Genomic DNA, 14,677 nt, shown 5'->3' on the forward strand with positions numbered 1-14,677 from the left:
GCTCCCCGAGGTGGATGTGACGGAAGGTGTGGCGTCACATCTTGCTGACCGGGGGTGGAGTTGTCGAGGGGCGGGCCCGGATGCGGACCCGCCCCCCGACGGCGGTCGGAACGTCGGACGCGGATCAGACCGCGAACTTGAAGGTGCGGTCCTTGTCGCCGGTCTTGTCGAAGACCGAGGCGATGCCGTCCGCGACGTCCTGCGGCGTGACCGGGACGAGCTGGCCGTTCTTCTTGACCTTCACCTTGTCGAACACGTTGCCCAGCTGGGCGCCGAGCGCGTCGAGGTCCCACTTGGGCACGATCTTGCCGGAGGCGTCCGGGACGAGCGTGAGCACCTTGGCGGCGGTCTTCGGGCCGAAGTCCCAGTTCTTGGTACCGGCCAGCACGTGCACCTTGCCATTGGCGATCTGCTTGCCGAGGCTGTCGGCGGCGGCCTGCAGGGCCTGGGCGGAGACCTTCGGCTGGGCGGCCGTGACGGCGAGGGCGATCGGCTGGTCGGCCTTGCCGGCCGCGCGGTCGCGGTAGGCCTGCTCGACGGCGTCCAGGGCGGCCGCCGAGTCCACCGCCTGACCGGCCCGGCCGGGGACGACGATCGGCTCGCCGTTGGGGTCGCCGAACTTGACGTAGCCCTCCTGCAGGCCCTGGCCCGAGCCGACGGCCAGCGAGTCGAGGGCGGCCTTGAGCTTGGCCCGGTCGACCTTGACCTCCGGTGCGACGGCCTTGCTGCCGCCCTGGAGCGACTTGATGACGTCGACCGGGTTGTAGCTGTGCTGGGCCAGGCCGTCCACGGTGGCGGTGGTGTCGAAGCCCAGACCGGCGACCGTCGGGTCGAGGTCCACGGTCTGGTCGCCGATCTTCAGCTTCAGCGGCTGCTGACCGGCCTTGCCGACCGACTCGTCCAGCGAGTGGATCGCCTGGTCACGGCTGTTGCCACCGATGTCGGTGCCGAGCACCACGGTGCCCTTGGGCACGTCGGACTGGTTGAGCATCAGGCCGGTGCCGTACGCGGCGGCGCCGAGGAACAGCACACCGCCGATGCCGTAGACGCCCAGCTTGACCAGCTTCTTGCCGCCGCCGGCCTTGGCCTTGCCCTTGGCGGGCGCCGGGGAGGCCTTGGCGGGTGCCGGGGGTGGCGTCGGGGCGGGCGCGGGTGCGCCGTTGGGGCCCTTCGGACCCTTGGGAGCGTTGGGGCCCTGGGCGGCCTCGGGCCGGGGGCCGGTGCCCGGAACGGGCAGCGGGGTGACCGCGGTGGCCTCGGGGTCGCGGCCGGGCTGCTGGGGACGGCCGGACTGCGGGCCCGCACCGGGAGCACTCGGGAAGAGCCCGCCGGGAGCCGCCGGGGCGACGGGGCCGTCCTGGCCGGGGGCGGCCGGACGCTGGGCGGCGAACGGGTCGGCGCCGGTGGGCGCCGAGGCGAACAGGCCCGGCTGCGGACGGCTGTCGGCACCGCGGGGGGCGCCGTTGCGGGGTCGGCCGGATATCCCGGCGGGCGGCGGGGTGTTCTCGCGGATCGGTGAGAAGCCGTCGACCGAGGTGTCCTCAGAGTTCGGCTCGGCGGCCGGCGCACCCTGGGGGAAGCCGTTCTGCGGGCCGGGCCGCTGCGGGCCGCCCTGCTGCGGGCCGCCCTGGCGGGCGCCGTTCGGCTGCGGCCGGTTCTGCCGCGCGCCGTTCTGCTGCGCCCCGTTCTGCTGGGGGCGGCCGCCGCGCGGGCCACGGGTGCCGGCGTCGGGGCCGGGGGTCGGACCGAAGGGATCGGCGCCGGGCGCGAACGGGTCGGCGGCCTCGTAGACGCCGGGCTCCTCGACCGGGGACTCGGCGCGGCGCGGCGCGGCGGGGGCACCCGGGTTGGGCGACTTGCCCTGGGCGGGCACCGGGCGGCCGTTCGCGGCGCCGTTGGCACGGGCGGCAGCGCCCCCGCCCTGGCGGGCGCCCTGCGGCCGGGCCTCGGCGGCGGTGCCGGGCGCGGTCGGGGCAGCCGACGCGCTCGGGGCCCCGGCCGGCACGGCGGCCGGCGCGGGCTCGGCGGTGGCGGCCTTCTTCTGGCGCGGCCGGAACCAGGCGCCGGTGGACTCGGACTCCGAGGTCGCCGGCGGGATCGCCGGGATCTCCCACTCCGGCGGCAGGTCCGGGGTGGCGGTGCCGCCGCCGTCCATCACACCGAGGACGGGCGAGGCGGGCGCCGAGCGGTGGCGCGGACCGCCCTGCTCGGCGGCGGCCGCGGCGTCCTCGGCCGGGCCGTCCTCGTTCTTGACGGTGCTGCGGACGACGACCGGCGGGATCGGACGCGAGCCGGGGATGTTGATCCGGACCCGGGTCGTCAGGGTGGTCTCGGTCTTCGGACCGTCGTCCTCGCCGCCCGACGCGGCGCCCTGGCCGGCGCCGGCCGCGGCCCGGTCGCCGCCGGGGAGCCCGGGCGTGCCGTAGGGCGGGGTGCCCGACGGGTAGGCGTCCGGGCCCGTGCGCCGAGGCGTCGGGTGGGCGTTGTCAGATTCGCGGCTGCTCAATGCTGCTCTGCTCCGGGTTCGCGGGCGGGCCGTGCGGCGCGACCGCGGTTCGTGGTCGCCGGGCCCGGCTGGGGCGGGCGGCGGTCGGGTACGGCGTTCTGCGGGACCACCATACTGGGAAGAACTGAGCGGTGAACGGCTTCGGACAGATCCTGATACGTCCGGTTCCTCCGGTATGAGAGTAAGGCCGTGTGCTCCTGACTGCGCGTCGTACGCGGTACCGTACGCAGCGCTCGGCCGGGGTCAGCGCGGCGGGCCGGGGACCCCCGGGAACCAGCTGGTACGGGTGGGCAGGGTGGCGCAGATCACGCCCAGCACCGAGCCGACGAACAGCCAGGCCAGCGATGTGGCGTTGGACCACAGCACGTTGTCGCCCTCCGGCCGGGGCACGATCAGCAGCAGCATCGCCAGGAACCAGCCGGCCGCGGGCGCGCCCGCGCCGAGCTTGGTGCCGGTGACCCGCAGGCCGGCGTAGAAGGTGGCGGCGGTCGCGGCGAGCGCCAGCAGGACTCCCACGGGCGGCCACAGGGCCTGCACAAAGGATCCGCAGACCGACACCGCGAAGCCGAGCAGGAAGAACAGGACATACGCCGCGATCCGGGCAGTGCGCGGGGGTTGAGACTCGGCCAGCCGCTCCTCGCGGGTGCCGAGGACGGTCGCCGGGACCGAGCGGCGCGGCGGCTGCGGGGCGGGCTTGCTCATCGCACGTCCTCCGCGGTGCCCGCGGCGGCGGCGTCGAGGCCCGCGAACAGGTCGTCCTCCGGCTCGCCCGGCCCGGCCTGGCCGCGCACCAGCTGGTAGTACTCGGTGGCGAGCAGCGGCTGGGCGAGGTCGTTGGAGAGCGCGAAGAAGGCGCCGTCCACGGTGATCTGGGTGGCGTGCGCGGCCATCGCGGCCGCCTTGCGCCCGGCGTACGCGGCGCCGTCCAGCACCGTGGTGACCACCTTGTCGGCGACCACGCCGGGGACGTCCGCGGGCTGGGCGACCCCCGGGAAGGACGCCTTGGCGGCGGCCTCGGCGAGCCCGGCCTCGATGACCGAGCGGGGCATCCGGTTCCAGTACACCTTGGCGGTCCGCCAGGCCGCGCCCAGCTCGGGCCGGTACGCCGGGTCGGCGGCCAGCTCGTACGCGCGCATCGCGACCCGGTGCGCCTGGATGTGGTCCGGGTGTCCGTAGCCGCCGTTCTCGTCGTACGTGACCAGGACCTGCGGCCGCACCTCGCGGATCACCGCGACCAGGTGGCCGGCCGCCTCCTCCACGTCCGCCTGCCAGAAGCAGCCGGGCGCGTCGTTGTCGGGCACGCCCATCATCCCGGAGTCGCGGTAGCGCCCCGGGCCGCCGAGGAAGCGGAAGTCGGTGACGCCCAGGGCGTCCATCGCCTCGGTGAGCTCGCCGATCCGGTGCGCGCCGAGGGTGTCGTCCCGATCGGCCGTCAGCCGGGCCAGCTCCGGGACGATCACCTCGCCGCCCTCGCCGAGGGTGCAGGTCACCAGCGTGACCCGGGCGCCCTCGGCGGCGTACCGGGCCATGGTGGCGCCGTTGCCGATCGACTCGTCGTCGGGGTGTGCGTGCACGAGGAGGAGTCGGCGGCCGGTGGTGGCGGTCCCGGTAGTCGCGGTCATGGGAGGAAGCCTAACGACCGCCGCGGGGCCTCAGAGCCGAAGGCCGTTGATCATGCCGGCGAGGTTGCTGGTGACCTGGCTGATCGACGGGGCGATCGAGCTGGAGGCCAGGTAGAAGCCGAGCAGCGCGCAGACGATCGCGTGCGACAGCTTCAGGCCGTTGCGGCGGATCAGCACCACCACGATGACCAGCATCAGCACGGCTGCGGAGATGTTCATGGCCATGTCGGCTCACACCCCTTCTCGGGCACGCCGCCCGTTGGGGGAGGGCGGCGGTGGGACGGTGCGGGAACTGGGGGCTGCGGGTGGGCGGGGCCCGGGACGGGGCCGCCGATCACTCGCCTGACAAGTCATACCCGATGGGTAAGGGGAGCATTACATTCAGTGAGTCCCCGCGCGTCGGGGCATCGGGGCACTCGCGGGGCGCATGGGCCGGTCGGAGGGGGTTCGGACCTCTTTGGGGCGTACTCGGGGGCGATGCTCCGAACGAGTGATCACCAGCCTCCCGGCAGCGGGAGTTCGGCGTCGTAGGGTCTGGTGTCATGACCTCCCACACCCCTGCGGACACCTTTCCCCGGCAGTACGCGCGGACCCTGCGCTACACCGTCGGCGCGCCCCGCTCCTTCTCCGTCGCACCGGACGGCTCGCGGGTCGTCTTCCTCCGCTCGCGCTCGGGCGACCGGGCCAACCTGCTCTGGGCCCTCGACACCGCCACCGGCGAGGAGCGGATCGCCGCCGACCCGGCGGTCCTGCTCGGCGGCGGCGAGGAGGACCTCTCCCCGGCCGAGAAGGCCCGCCGCGAGCGCAGCCGCGAGGGCTCGGCCGGCATCGTCGGCTACGCCCTGGACGCGGCCGGCGAACTGGCCGCCTTCGCCCTCTCCGGTCGCCTCTTCACCGCCGACCTGACCGCCGGCACCACCGCCGAACTGCCCGCCCAGGGGCCGCTGTTGGACCCGCGCCCGGCCCCGGACGGCAGGTACGTCGCATACGCCAACACGGCCGGCGAGCTGCGGCTGACCCGGACCGACGGCAGCGGCGACCGGGTGCTCGCCGAGCCGGACGGCCCGAACGTCACCTGGGGACAGGCCGAGTTCATCGCCCAGGAGGAGATGGACCGCGACCGCGGCTTCTGGTGGTCCCCGGACAGCGACCGGCTGCTGGTCGAGCGCGCCGACGACAGCCCGGTGCGCCGCTGGTGGATCGCCGACCCGGCGAACCCCGAGCGCGAGCCCGCCGAGGTCGCCTACCCGGCGGCCGGCACCGCCAACGCCGAGGTCGGCCTCTGGCTGCTCGACCTGCACGGCGGGCGCACCGAGGTGATCTGGGACCGCACCGCCTTCCCGTACCTCGCCCGCGTGCACTGGTCGAAGGGCGGCGTGCCGCTGCTGCAGGTGCAGTCCCGCGACCAGCGCGGCCAGCGGATCCTCGGCCTGGACGTGGCCACCGGCGCCACCAAGGTGCTGCACGAGGAGCGCGACGACGCCTGGCTGGAGGCCTTCCCGGGCGTCCCGGCGTGGACCCCGGACGGCAAGCTGGTGCGGATCTCCGACGAGGGAGGGGTCAGGGCGCTGGTGGTCGGCGACCAGGCCGTCACCGGGGCCGACCTGCACCTCAGGTCCGTCATCACCGTCACCGAGGACGAGGTGTTCTTCACCGCCTCCGGCGGTGCCACCGAGACCGACCCGGAGCCCGGCTGGATCGCCGTCGGCCGGATCAGCCACGACGGCAAGCGGCTCGGCTGGGAGTCCGCCAACGGCCGGCCGTTCACCTCCGTCACCGGCGCGGTACACGGCGGCGGGATCACCGTCCGGGCCACCGCCGAGCCCGACCTGCCCGGCGCCCTCGTCCGGGTCGCCCGCGACCTGCCCGAGGGCGTGGTGGTCGACGACGTCGCCACCATCGCCTCGTACGCCGAGACCCCGGTCATCACCGCCCGCCCGGTCTTCCGCTTCGCCGGCGAGCGCCGCATCCCGGCCGCCGTCTTCCTGCCCACCGGCTACGACCGCGAGCGCGACGGCCTGCTGCCCGTCCTGATGGACCCGTACGGCGGCCCGCACGGGCAGCGCGTCGTCCAGGCGCACAACCCGCACCTCAACTCGCAGTGGTTCGCCGACCAGGGCTTCGCGGTGGTCGTCGCCGACGGGCGCGGCACCCCGGGGCGCGGGCCGGCCTGGGAGAAGTCGATCGCCTTCGACTTCGCCGGAGCCACCCTGGACGACCAGGTGGACGCGCTGCAGGCGCTCGCGGGGGAGTTCCCGCTGGACCTCGACCGGGTCGCGATCCGCGGCTGGTCGTACGGCGGCTACCTCTCGGCGCTCGCCGTGCTGCGGCGCCCGGACGTCTTCCACGCGGCGGTGTCCGGCGCGCCGGTGACCGACTGGGAGCTGTACGACACCCACTACACCGAGCGCTACCTGGGCGATCCGGCCGAGCGGCCCGAGGTGTACGCCGCCAACTCGCTGAGCGGGTACGCGGCCGGGCTGGAGCGCCCGCTGATGATCATCCACGGGCTGGCCGACGACAACGTGGTGGCCGCGCACACCCTGCGGCTCTCCTCGGCGCTGCTCGCCGCCGGGCGCCCGCACACCGTGCTGCCGCTGTCCGGCGTCACGCACATGACCCCGCAGGAGGAGGTCGCGGAGAACCTGCTGCTGCTCCAGGTCGACTTCGTGAAGCGCGCGCTGGCCCGCTGACGCAGCCCTGACCGGCACCTTCGGCGGCCGGTACCGGTGACTCGGGTACCGGCCGCCGGCATGACGGATGTCATGCCGAAGGCACGACGGCGGACACTGCCGCCGGAAGCCGCCCGCGCGGGACTCTGAGGTGGTGCGAACAGCACCGGTCGTGACACCACGAGCGCGACACCATCAGGGGAGAGGAGCCGGGCGATGGACACCGAGGTGGCCGCCTTCCGCGGCGTGGGCAAGAGCTACGGGCGGGTACGCGCCGTGGACGGACTGGACCTCGTGCTGAGGCCGGGCGAGACCGTGGCGCTGCTCGGTCCGAACGGCGCCGGGAAGTCCACCAGCCTGGACCTGCTGCTCGGCCTGCGGGAGCCCGACCAGGGCAGCGTGACGCTGTTCGGCGGGACCCCACGGGCGGCGATCGCGACCGGCCGGGTCGGCGCGATGCTGCAGAGCGGCGGGCTGATGTCCGACGTCAAGGTGCGCGAGCTGGTCCGGCTCGCCTGCGACGTGCACCCGCGCGGTCGGTCGGTCACGGGGGTGCTGACCGACGCCGGGATCACCGAGCTGGCGGAGCGGCGGGTCGACAAGCTGTCCGGCGGCCAGGAGCAGCGGGTCCGCTTCGCCCTGGCGATCGCCGGCGACAACGACCTGATCGTGCTGGACGAGCCCACCACCGGCATGGACGTCAGCGTCCGGCAGGCGTTCTGGGCGAGCATGCGGGCGCAGGCCGACGCCGGGCGCACGGTGCTGTTCGCCACCCACTACCTGGAGGAGGCCGACTCGATCGCCGACCGCGTCCTGGTGCTGCACCGGGGCCGGCTGATCGCCGACGGCAGCTCCGCCGAGATCAAGGCGCGCGCCGGCGCCCGCCGGATCGCCTTCGAACTCCACGACGCGGACGGGCAGTTCTTCGACGAGGGCCTGCTGCGCGCCCTGCCGGGCGTGCAGTCGCTGGACGTCACCGCGAGGGTCCCGGGGGTGCGCACGGTCCGGATCCGGACCGCGGACGCCGACGCGAGTGTCGCCGGGCTCTACCGGGCGGGCCTGTACCCGCGCGGGCTGGAGGTCGCCGGGCTGGGCCTGGAGCAGGCGTTCCTGACCATCACCGGGGAGCAGGACAAGAACGAGGCCGCCATGGAGAGTGCGCGATGACCACCCTGATCAAGCTGGAGATCCTGCGGACCCTCCGCAACCGTCGCTACCTGCTCTTCACCATCGCCTACCCGGCGCTGATGTACTTCTTCTTCATCCACGCCTACGACTCCACCAAGCTGGCCGGCGGCCTGCCGGTGAAGACGTACTTCATGGTCTCGATGGCCACCTTCGGCGCGGTCGGCGGCGTGCTGAGCGGCAGCGCGCAGCGGATCTCGCTGGAGCGCAAGAGCGGCTGGACGCGCCAGCTGCGGCTGACCGCGCTGCCCGGGCGGGCGTACACCGTCGGCAAGATCGCCGCGAGCTCGGTGACCACGCTGCCGGCGATCCTGGTGGTCTTCGCGATCGGCGCCACCCAGGGCGTCTCGCTGAGCGCGGCGCAGTGGGCCGGCCTGCTGCTGGCGCTGTGGCTGGGCAGCTTCGTCTTCGCGGCGCTCGGGGTGGCGCTCGGTTACGCGGCGGCGCCGGACTCGGTGCAGACCATCGTGATGGTGACCTACATGGTGATGGCGCTGTTCGGCGGGACGTGGTTCCCGGTGACCGGCACCCTGGAGAGGTTCGCCCGGTTGAACCCGGTGTACCTGTACAACCACCTGGCCACCTTCACCCAGCCCGGGCACTCCCTGGACACCGCCGCGGTCGGCGGGCTGGCGGCCTTCCTCGCGGTGTTCGGTGCCGCCGCGGCAGTGCTGTACCGCCGCGACACCCGAGCGGCATGATGGCGTCATGATCGACATGAGTGACGCAGGCCGGGCCCACCGCCCCGACGAACCGCCGGAGGTGGGCGCGGCCCGCGCCTCGTTCATGAACGTCCCCGGCTCCCCGGTGGAGACCAGGCGGCAGCTGCTGGTCAAGATCGCCTGGATGCTGCTGTGGATGCTCTACCTGGCGTACCCGGCGGGCGACCTGCTGGGCGGCGGGCACGGCCCGGCCGGGACGGTGCTCGGCTGGTGCTGCCTGGCCGGGTTCGTGGCCGCGTACGTCCTGCTGGTGATCTTCCGCTCGCAGGCGGGGATGCGGCCGCGGGCCTGCGTGGTGATCGTCACGACGATGATCGGGCTGGCGACCGCCGCCGCGGTGGCGCTCGGCACCGCGTTCCTGACGCTGTTCATCTACGCCTCGGTCTGCGTGGCCATCATCATCCCGGCGAAGTACGCGCTGCGGGCGCTGCTCGCCATGGCGGTGCTCACCGCCGCGGTCGGGGTGGGCATCGGCGCCAGTGCGAACAACATCTCCACCTTCGCGCTGAGCGCCTTCCTCTCCGGCATCGCGATGACCGGCCTGCAGCGGCTGGTCACCACCATGAACGAGCTGCGCGAGGCGAGGGCCGCCGTCGCCCACCTGGCCGCCTCCGAGGAGCGGCTGCGGCTCGCCCGCGACCTGCACGACCTGCTCGGGCACTCGCTCTCGCTGATCACCATCAAGAGCGAGCTGGCCGGACGGTTCATGGACGCGGGCAAGGACGAGGCGGCGCGGGCGCAGGTCGCCGACATCGAGCAGGTCGCCCGGCAGTCGCTGATCGACGTCCGGGAGGCGGTCACCGGCTTCCGCCGTCCGACCCTGCCGGTCGAACTCGCCGCCGCCCGTACGGCCCTGGCCGCCGCGCAGGTCCGGCTGGAGGCCGCGCCGGAGCTGGTGGACAGCTGGCCGGGGCTGGCCAACGAGGAGGCGGGCGCGCTGGCCTGGGCGCTGCGCGAGGCCGTCACCAACGTGGTCCGGCACGGCGAGGGCGCCACCGTCTGCACGGTGAGGGCGGACGAGAGCTGGGAGACGAACGGCGAGCGCTACGCCGTCCTGGAGATCGCCGACGACGGGCCCGGCCCGGGCAAGTCCCAGCCGGGCAACGGGCTCTCCGGCCTGGAGGAGCGACTGGCACTGGTCGGCGGCCGGCTCGAGGCCGGCCCGGGCGAGCGCGGCAAGGGCTTCCGCCTGCGGGCCGCGGTACCGCTGCGGACGGTGTCGACGCCGCCCCCGAAGCCGCTCTAGGGGCCGTTCCTCCGCGGGGAACCCGGCCGACCGGGCCGATCGTCGTTCCGGACATGTCCACTGTTCTCATCCTCGGCCGGGCCGACCTCCCACTCCGGAGTCGCCATCCGAAGGCGCTGCAGTGCTGGGGAGACGGTGGCGACGGCCACGCCCCGGGCCTCAGACGAGGTCGGCCAGGTCACGGCGGTAGGCGAGGGCCGGGCGGTCGTCGAGGTGGAACTCGTACCTGAACCGGAAGCCGTTGTGGGCGAGGACGGCTTGTGAGGCGGGGTTGTCGACGGTGGTGGCGGCAGTGAGGAAGCGGAGGCCGTAGGAGCGGGCTGCCAGCCGGCAGGCCTCGGCGACGGCGGCCTTGGCGAGTCCGCGGCCGGTGGCGGATTCGGCGATGCGGTAGCCGAGTTCGGCGGTGCCGTCGGCGAGGTCGACGAGGTTGACGCGGCCGACGAGCTCGCCGGCCGCGTCGCGGACGATGTGGAACCGGCAGGTGCCCTCTTCCTGTTCGGCGAGGCGGGCGGCGAGGTGGTCCGCGAACTCGGCGAAGTAGGCGTCCCCGCGGTCGGGGACGGTGCGGGCGAAGTACGCGCGGTTGGTGAGTTCGAAGGCGAGCAGGGCGTCGGCGTGGTCGGGGCGGAGGCGTTCGAGGGTCAGCATCCGGCCAGTCTCGTCCGCAGGGCCTCGGTGAACCACTCGAATACGTCGCGCAGGCTCTCCTGGGGCGGCCAGCCGTTGATGGTCGCCAGCAGCTGCCAGTAGCGCTCGGCGCGCGGGTCGTCGGCGGTCCCGAGGCGGTCCAACAGCCACCGCCGCAACTCCGCGTCGTCCGGGCGGTCGAAGGTCTCGGCGTAGGCGGCGGTGAGGGCGTCGACGACGGGGTCGGACTCGGGGGAGCCGGGGGCGAGGTCGGCGGCCAGCGCGGCGCGGACCCGGGAGGTCACGGTCTCGGTCAGCGCGGTGTGCAGGCCGGTGCGGTCGCCCTCCGCCCGTTCGCGCGCCTGGTGCTCGGCCATCCTCCGCACGGCCGCGCGGAAGTCCCGGTCCTGGACGAGTTCGCCCAGCTCGACCCAGGCCTCGACCTGCTCCGGCCGTGGCTCGTCGGGCAGTTCGGGCATCGCCGAGCGCATCATGGCGACGAACTCGGGGTTGGCGTCCAGGCCGCCGAAGGCCTCGTCGATGAAGTCGTGGACGAGACGCCGGCGTTCGGCGTCCGACAGCTTGGCCAGCTTGTGCATGAGTGTCATCTCCTCGGGGGTGGAGCCACGCCCGGCGACCGCGAGCAGCACCGCCCGGCGCAGCCGCAGCGTGCGGATCTGCACCTCCAGCGCCTCGGCGTGCGCGGCGGCGACCTCGTGCAGCGGCGCCTCCCGCTCCAGGACGCGCCGGATCGCGGGCAGGTCGAGGCCGAGGTCGCGCAGGGTGCGGACGAGGTCGAGCCGGGCGAGGGCGTGGATGTCGTACAGCCGGTAGCCGGCGGCGCTGCGGTCGGTGGGCGGGACGAGGCCGGTGTCGGCGTAGAACCGGATGGTCTTGACGGTGAGTCCGGTGCGCCGGGCGAGGTCGCCGATCGAGTAGAGCGTGTCGCTGCCGTCCATGCGGTCCACCTTGGCGTCTCCCCCTACGGGAGACTCAACCCCGTTCCCCTCTAAGGTCGTGGCCATGAACGACACTGACAACGGGGCCTCGATCCGCGTGCTGCTCGCCGAGGATCAGGGGATGGTCCGGGAGGCGCTGGCGGCGCTGCTCGGGCTGGAGGGGGACATCGACGTCGTCGCGCAGGTCGGCCGCGGGGACGAGGTGGTGGCGGCGGTGCTGGCGAACGACGTGCAGGTCGCCGTGCTGGACATCGAGATGCCGGGGATGACGGGCATCGAGGCGGCCGCCGAGCTGCACCGGCGGGCGCCGCGCACCAAGGTGGTCATCGCGACGACCTTCGGCCGCCCCGGCTACCTGCGCCGGGCGATGGAGTCCGGCGCGGACGCGTTCCTGGTGAAGGACGCGCCCGCCTCCGAGCTGGCCGAGGCGATCCGCCGGGTGCTGCGCGGCGAGCGGGTGATCGACCCGGCGCTGGCGGCGGCCGCGCTGGCCGAGGGCGCCAACCCGCTGACCCCGCGCGAGCGGGACGTGCTGGGCGCGGCCGCCGACGGCGCGGTGAACGCGGACATCGCCAAGCGGCTGCACCTGTCGGAGGGGACGGTCCGCAACTACCTGTCGATGGCGATCCAGAAGACCGAGGCCCGCAACCGCACCGAGGCGGTCCGGATCGCCCGCGAGAAGGGCTGGCTGTGATCCCGCGGGAGCTCAGTTGAGCCGGTGCCGCGCCGCCCGTGCCTCCTGGCGGACCTTGGCGGCGCCGTCCGGGTCGAAGGCGTCCAGGATCTGCGCGTAGGCGTCCATCTCCGCCGAGCCGCCGAGGAAGTCCCCGGTGCGGACGAGGAGTTCGGCCCGCTCCAGCCGGAGCTGCGCCGGGTGCCGGGGCAGCAGCAGGGCGAGTTCGGTGGCCCAGAGCTGGGTGCGGGCGTGCTCGGGGCGGTCGGCGGCCCAGGCGCGGATGTTGCCGAGCACCCGCAGCACGATGTCCAGCGGCTGGGCGGGGGTGAGCAGCGCGGGCGTGAACTCCTGCCCGGCGGCGGCGACCAGCTGCTGGACGTCCCCGGCGTCGAGCAGCCGCCCGCCGTGGAACGGGTCGGCCAGCACGTACTCCTCGCCGCCGGCCGGCCCGCCGACGGCGACGATGAAGTGCCCGGGCAGCGCGATGCCGTGGACGGCGAGCCCGGCCCGCTGCCCGACCGCCATCCACACCAGCGAGAGCATGATCGGCAGCCCGCGCCGCCGCCGCAGCACCTCGGGCAGCAGCGAGGACTCCAGCCGCCGGTAGTCGGCCTGCCGCCCGTGGAAGCGCTCCCGCCCGCCGAGGACGGCGGCGAGCAGGGCGGCGGTCTCCTCCGGCCCGGCGGGCGCGCGCTCGGCGACGGCCTGCCGGACGGCGGCCGCGTGCCGCTCCAGCGCGGCCTCGCAGGCGGCGAGCAGGGCGTCCGGGCTGGGCGGTTCGCCGGGGTCGTCGGGGTCGAGCGCCGTGCCGTGTTCGGCGGCGGCGAGCAGGCAGAGCAGCACCGGGTCGGGGTGCTCGGCGCGGGCGGCGGTCCGGAAGCGGTCTCTGCTCTGCTCGGTCACGGTGACGGCGACGGCTTTCGTACGGCGGGCGGACAATCGGGCAAGAACGGGCGGGCTGCTACCCCTGGGGAAGCAGGGCGTAGTGGTAAGTGTGACTGGTCGTGAAGCCGAGTCCGTCATAGAGCGCGATCGCCCCCGCGTTCTCCGCCTCGACCTGCAGGTAGCCGCCGCTCGCCCCCTCCTCGGCCGCCCGTGAGGCGAGCACCGCCATGACCGCCGTCGCCAGCCCGGCCCGCCGGGCGTACGGCTGCACCTCGATCGCGCCGAAGCAGGCCCAGGGGCCGTCGATGACGCAGCGTCCGATCGCCAGCGGCGGCTGCCCTGGCGCCCCCGGCACGGTGGCGAACCAGACCGATGGTCCGCCGTGCAGCACCTGCCGCGCCGCCTCCTCGACCGCCGGGTCGCCGCTCACCCGTCGGTACAGCGACAGCCACGCCGCGTCCGCCGTCCGCGCCAGCCGTACCCTCCCCCAGCCTCCGGCCGGGGGTGCCCCCATGTGCCCGCCGCCGGCCCGGGCGAGCCCGGCCAGCGGGGCGGTGAGGACCAGCGTGGGCGCGTACCCGGCGCCCAGCCGGTCCAGCTCCGCCCGCAGCGCCTCCGGGGACCCGGGGGTGATCACCTCGACGTACGAGGGCAGCCCGCGCTCCGCGTACCAGGCGCGGACGGCCTCCAGCGCCTGCGGCAGCGGCAGGCCCGGCTCGCCGAGGGCCTGGACGGAGTTGGCCCGCCGGGTGAACCCGGCCGAGGCGCGCAGTGTCCACTCGCCGAGCGGCTCCTCCTCGACGGCCGGCCAGCCGCGGCCCGCGATCCGCTGCAGTTCGACCGGCGTCGCGACCGGCAGCGGAGCGCGCCGGGCCGGGAACGGCGGGACGACCTTGCCCGCGACCAGCAGTTTCTCCGGCACGAGGACCGGATCCCCGGACCGCGGCGCGATCGTCAACCCATGATCGTCCCACGATGTGAGCACGCCGATCGAATCCCGGAACACCGGTCGGTCGTCGACGAACTCGGCGAGGCGCCGGACGGACACGCGAAGTCCCACGTCAGAGCGATCTATCCGGACCTCTGGACGGCCGTCGACCGGGTTGCCTGTCGCCATCTGGCCACCTCCTGTGCATTTGCGGTCCCCGACCCGCGATACTAGGGGCGGGCATCGACGACGCCGCGCTCACCGCGCACGCGAGCAGAACAGAACGGGCCACCAGGCCCTTCCGAGGAGGAACGACAGCGTGACTTACGTCATCGCGCAGCCTTGTGTCGACGTGAAGGACAAGGCGTGCATCGAAGAGTGCCCGGTTGACTGCATCTACGAGGGCGAGCGTTCCCTCTACATCCACCCGGATGAGTGTGTCGACTGTGGCGCGTGCGAGCCGGTCTGCCCGGTCGAGGCGATCTTCTACGAGGACGACACTCCCGAGGAGTGGAAGGACTACTACAAGGCGAACGTCGAGTTCTTCGACGACCTCGGTTCGCCCGGTGGTGCCTCGAAGCTGGGCCTGATCGAGCGTGACCACCCGTTCATCGCCGCTCTGCCGCCGCAGAACGCCGACCACTGA

General features: G+C 74.2%; 14 protein-coding genes. 6 read left to right on the forward strand and 8 right to left on the reverse strand.

The features are described 5' to 3' along the window. Positions 1-124: 124 nt before the first annotated feature. From ACZ3TI_RS24475 to ACZ3TI_RS24490, 4 genes are all read right to left on the reverse strand, one after another. The gene (locus ACZ3TI_RS24475; RefSeq protein WP_465729561.1) at positions 125-2,506 is read right to left on the reverse strand and encodes a peptidoglycan binding domain-containing protein; all 2,382 of its coding nucleotides are present in this window, start codon (positions 2,504-2,506) and stop codon (positions 125-127) included. Positions 2,507-2,749: 243 nt separating this feature from the next. Then, entirely contained in the window at positions 2,750-3,208 is a 459-nt protein-coding gene (locus ACZ3TI_RS24480; protein WP_465729563.1) for a DUF6113 family protein, read from the reverse strand. Continuing rightward, positions 3,205-4,128 carry an N-acetyl-1-D-myo-inositol-2-amino-2-deoxy-alpha-D-glucopyranoside deacetylase gene (gene mshB / locus ACZ3TI_RS24485; RefSeq protein WP_465729565.1) on the reverse strand — a complete coding sequence of 308 codons (924 nt, stop codon included), beginning with the start codon at positions 4,126-4,128 and terminating at the stop codon, positions 3,205-3,207. Before mshB ends, ACZ3TI_RS24480 begins: the two co-directional genes overlap by 4 nt. 30 nt (positions 4,129-4,158) lie before the next feature. After that, entirely contained in the window at positions 4,159-4,353 is a 195-nt protein-coding gene (locus tag ACZ3TI_RS24490) for a DUF2304 domain-containing protein (RefSeq protein ID WP_465729567.1), read from the reverse strand. Between the two features lie 317 nt (positions 4,354-4,670). Here ACZ3TI_RS24490 and ACZ3TI_RS24495 point away from each other — a divergent pair, with 317 nt between their 5' ends. From ACZ3TI_RS24495 to ACZ3TI_RS24510, 4 genes are all read left to right on the forward strand, one after another. Continuing rightward, positions 4,671-6,821 (forward strand): S9 family peptidase, encoded by a 2,151-nt coding sequence (locus ACZ3TI_RS24495; RefSeq protein ID WP_465729569.1) that lies wholly within the window; start codon positions 4,671-4,673, stop codon positions 6,819-6,821. Positions 6,822-7,016: 195 nt separating this feature from the next. Then, complete coding sequence (locus ACZ3TI_RS24500) at positions 7,017-7,967, forward strand: ABC transporter ATP-binding protein (protein WP_465729571.1); 951 nt, start codon at positions 7,017-7,019, stop codon at positions 7,965-7,967. Beyond that, entirely contained in the window at positions 7,964-8,686 is a 723-nt protein-coding gene (locus tag ACZ3TI_RS24505) for an ABC transporter permease (RefSeq protein ID WP_465729573.1), read from the forward strand. Before ACZ3TI_RS24500 ends, ACZ3TI_RS24505 begins: the two co-directional genes overlap by 4 nt. A gap of 7 nt (positions 8,687-8,693) precedes the next feature. Next, positions 8,694-9,953, forward strand: a complete 1,260-nt coding sequence (locus ACZ3TI_RS24510; protein WP_465729575.1) for a sensor histidine kinase — start codon at positions 8,694-8,696, stop codon at positions 9,951-9,953. Between the two features lie 159 nt (positions 9,954-10,112). On the opposite strand, the gene ACZ3TI_RS24515 is transcribed toward ACZ3TI_RS24510, so the two are convergent. Together ACZ3TI_RS24515 and ACZ3TI_RS24520 are read right to left on the reverse strand one after the other, a co-directional pair. After that, on the reverse strand, positions 10,113-10,604 hold the full coding sequence (locus ACZ3TI_RS24515) for a GNAT family N-acetyltransferase (protein ID WP_465729577.1): 492 nt from the start codon (positions 10,602-10,604) through the stop codon (positions 10,113-10,115). Next, a complete protein-coding gene (locus ACZ3TI_RS24520) occupies positions 10,598-11,542 on the reverse strand; it encodes a MerR family transcriptional regulator (protein WP_465729579.1) in 945 nt (314 codons plus the stop codon). The genes ACZ3TI_RS24515 and ACZ3TI_RS24520 overlap by 7 nt, the downstream gene beginning before the upstream one ends. Positions 11,543-11,606: 64 nt before the next feature. Here ACZ3TI_RS24520 and ACZ3TI_RS24525 point away from each other — a divergent pair, with 64 nt between their 5' ends. Continuing rightward, positions 11,607-12,236, forward strand: a complete 630-nt coding sequence (locus tag ACZ3TI_RS24525) for a response regulator (RefSeq protein WP_465729581.1) — start codon at positions 11,607-11,609, stop codon at positions 12,234-12,236. Between the two features lie 12 nt (positions 12,237-12,248). On the opposite strand, the gene ACZ3TI_RS24530 is transcribed toward ACZ3TI_RS24525, so the two are convergent. Both ACZ3TI_RS24530 and ACZ3TI_RS24535 read right to left on the reverse strand, forming a co-directional pair. Continuing rightward, on the reverse strand, positions 12,249-13,121 hold the full coding sequence (locus ACZ3TI_RS24530; protein WP_465729583.1) for a transglutaminase family protein: 873 nt from the start codon (positions 13,119-13,121) through the stop codon (positions 12,249-12,251). A 58-nt stretch (positions 13,122-13,179) separates the two neighbouring features. Continuing rightward, complete coding sequence (locus tag ACZ3TI_RS24535) at positions 13,180-14,220, reverse strand: GNAT family N-acetyltransferase (RefSeq protein ID WP_465729585.1); 1,041 nt, start codon at positions 14,218-14,220, stop codon at positions 13,180-13,182. A 130-nt stretch (positions 14,221-14,350) separates the two neighbouring features. On the opposite strand from ACZ3TI_RS24535, the gene fdxA reads away from it, so the two are divergent. Then, positions 14,351-14,677, forward strand: a complete 327-nt coding sequence (gene fdxA / locus ACZ3TI_RS24540) for a ferredoxin (protein ID WP_030061559.1) — start codon at positions 14,351-14,353, stop codon at positions 14,675-14,677.

The organism is Kitasatospora sp. NPDC023120, from assembly GCF_055560835.1.

Excerpts from the sequence above, each read along its gene's own strand:
- ACZ3TI_RS24480 (WP_465729563.1), bottom strand. The coding sequence starts at position 3,208 with ATGAGCAAGCCCGCCCCGCAGCCGCCGCGCCGCTCGGTCCCGGCGACC.
- mshB (WP_465729565.1), bottom strand. The coding sequence starts at position 4,128 with ATGACCGCGACTACCGGGACCGCCACCACCGGCCGCCGACTCCTCCTC.
- ACZ3TI_RS24490 (WP_465729567.1), bottom strand. The coding sequence starts at position 4,353 with ATGGCCATGAACATCTCCGCAGCCGTGCTGATGCTGGTCATCGTGGTG.
- ACZ3TI_RS24505 (WP_465729573.1), top strand. The coding sequence starts at position 7,964 with ATGACCACCCTGATCAAGCTGGAGATCCTGCGGACCCTCCGCAACCGT.
- ACZ3TI_RS24515 (WP_465729577.1), bottom strand. The coding sequence starts at position 10,604 with ATGCTGACCCTCGAACGCCTCCGCCCCGACCACGCCGACGCCCTGCTC.
- ACZ3TI_RS24520 (WP_465729579.1), bottom strand. The coding sequence starts at position 11,542 with ATGGACGGCAGCGACACGCTCTACTCGATCGGCGACCTCGCCCGGCGC.
- ACZ3TI_RS24535 (WP_465729585.1), bottom strand. The coding sequence starts at position 14,220 with ATGGCGACAGGCAACCCGGTCGACGGCCGTCCAGAGGTCCGGATAGAT.
- ACZ3TI_RS24525 (WP_465729581.1), top strand. The coding sequence starts at position 11,607 with ATGAACGACACTGACAACGGGGCCTCGATCCGCGTGCTGCTCGCCGAG.
- ACZ3TI_RS24495 (WP_465729569.1), top strand. The coding sequence starts at position 4,671 with ATGACCTCCCACACCCCTGCGGACACCTTTCCCCGGCAGTACGCGCGG.
- ACZ3TI_RS24500 (WP_465729571.1), top strand. The coding sequence starts at position 7,017 with ATGGACACCGAGGTGGCCGCCTTCCGCGGCGTGGGCAAGAGCTACGGG.
- ACZ3TI_RS24510 (WP_465729575.1), top strand. The coding sequence starts at position 8,694 with ATGATCGACATGAGTGACGCAGGCCGGGCCCACCGCCCCGACGAACCG.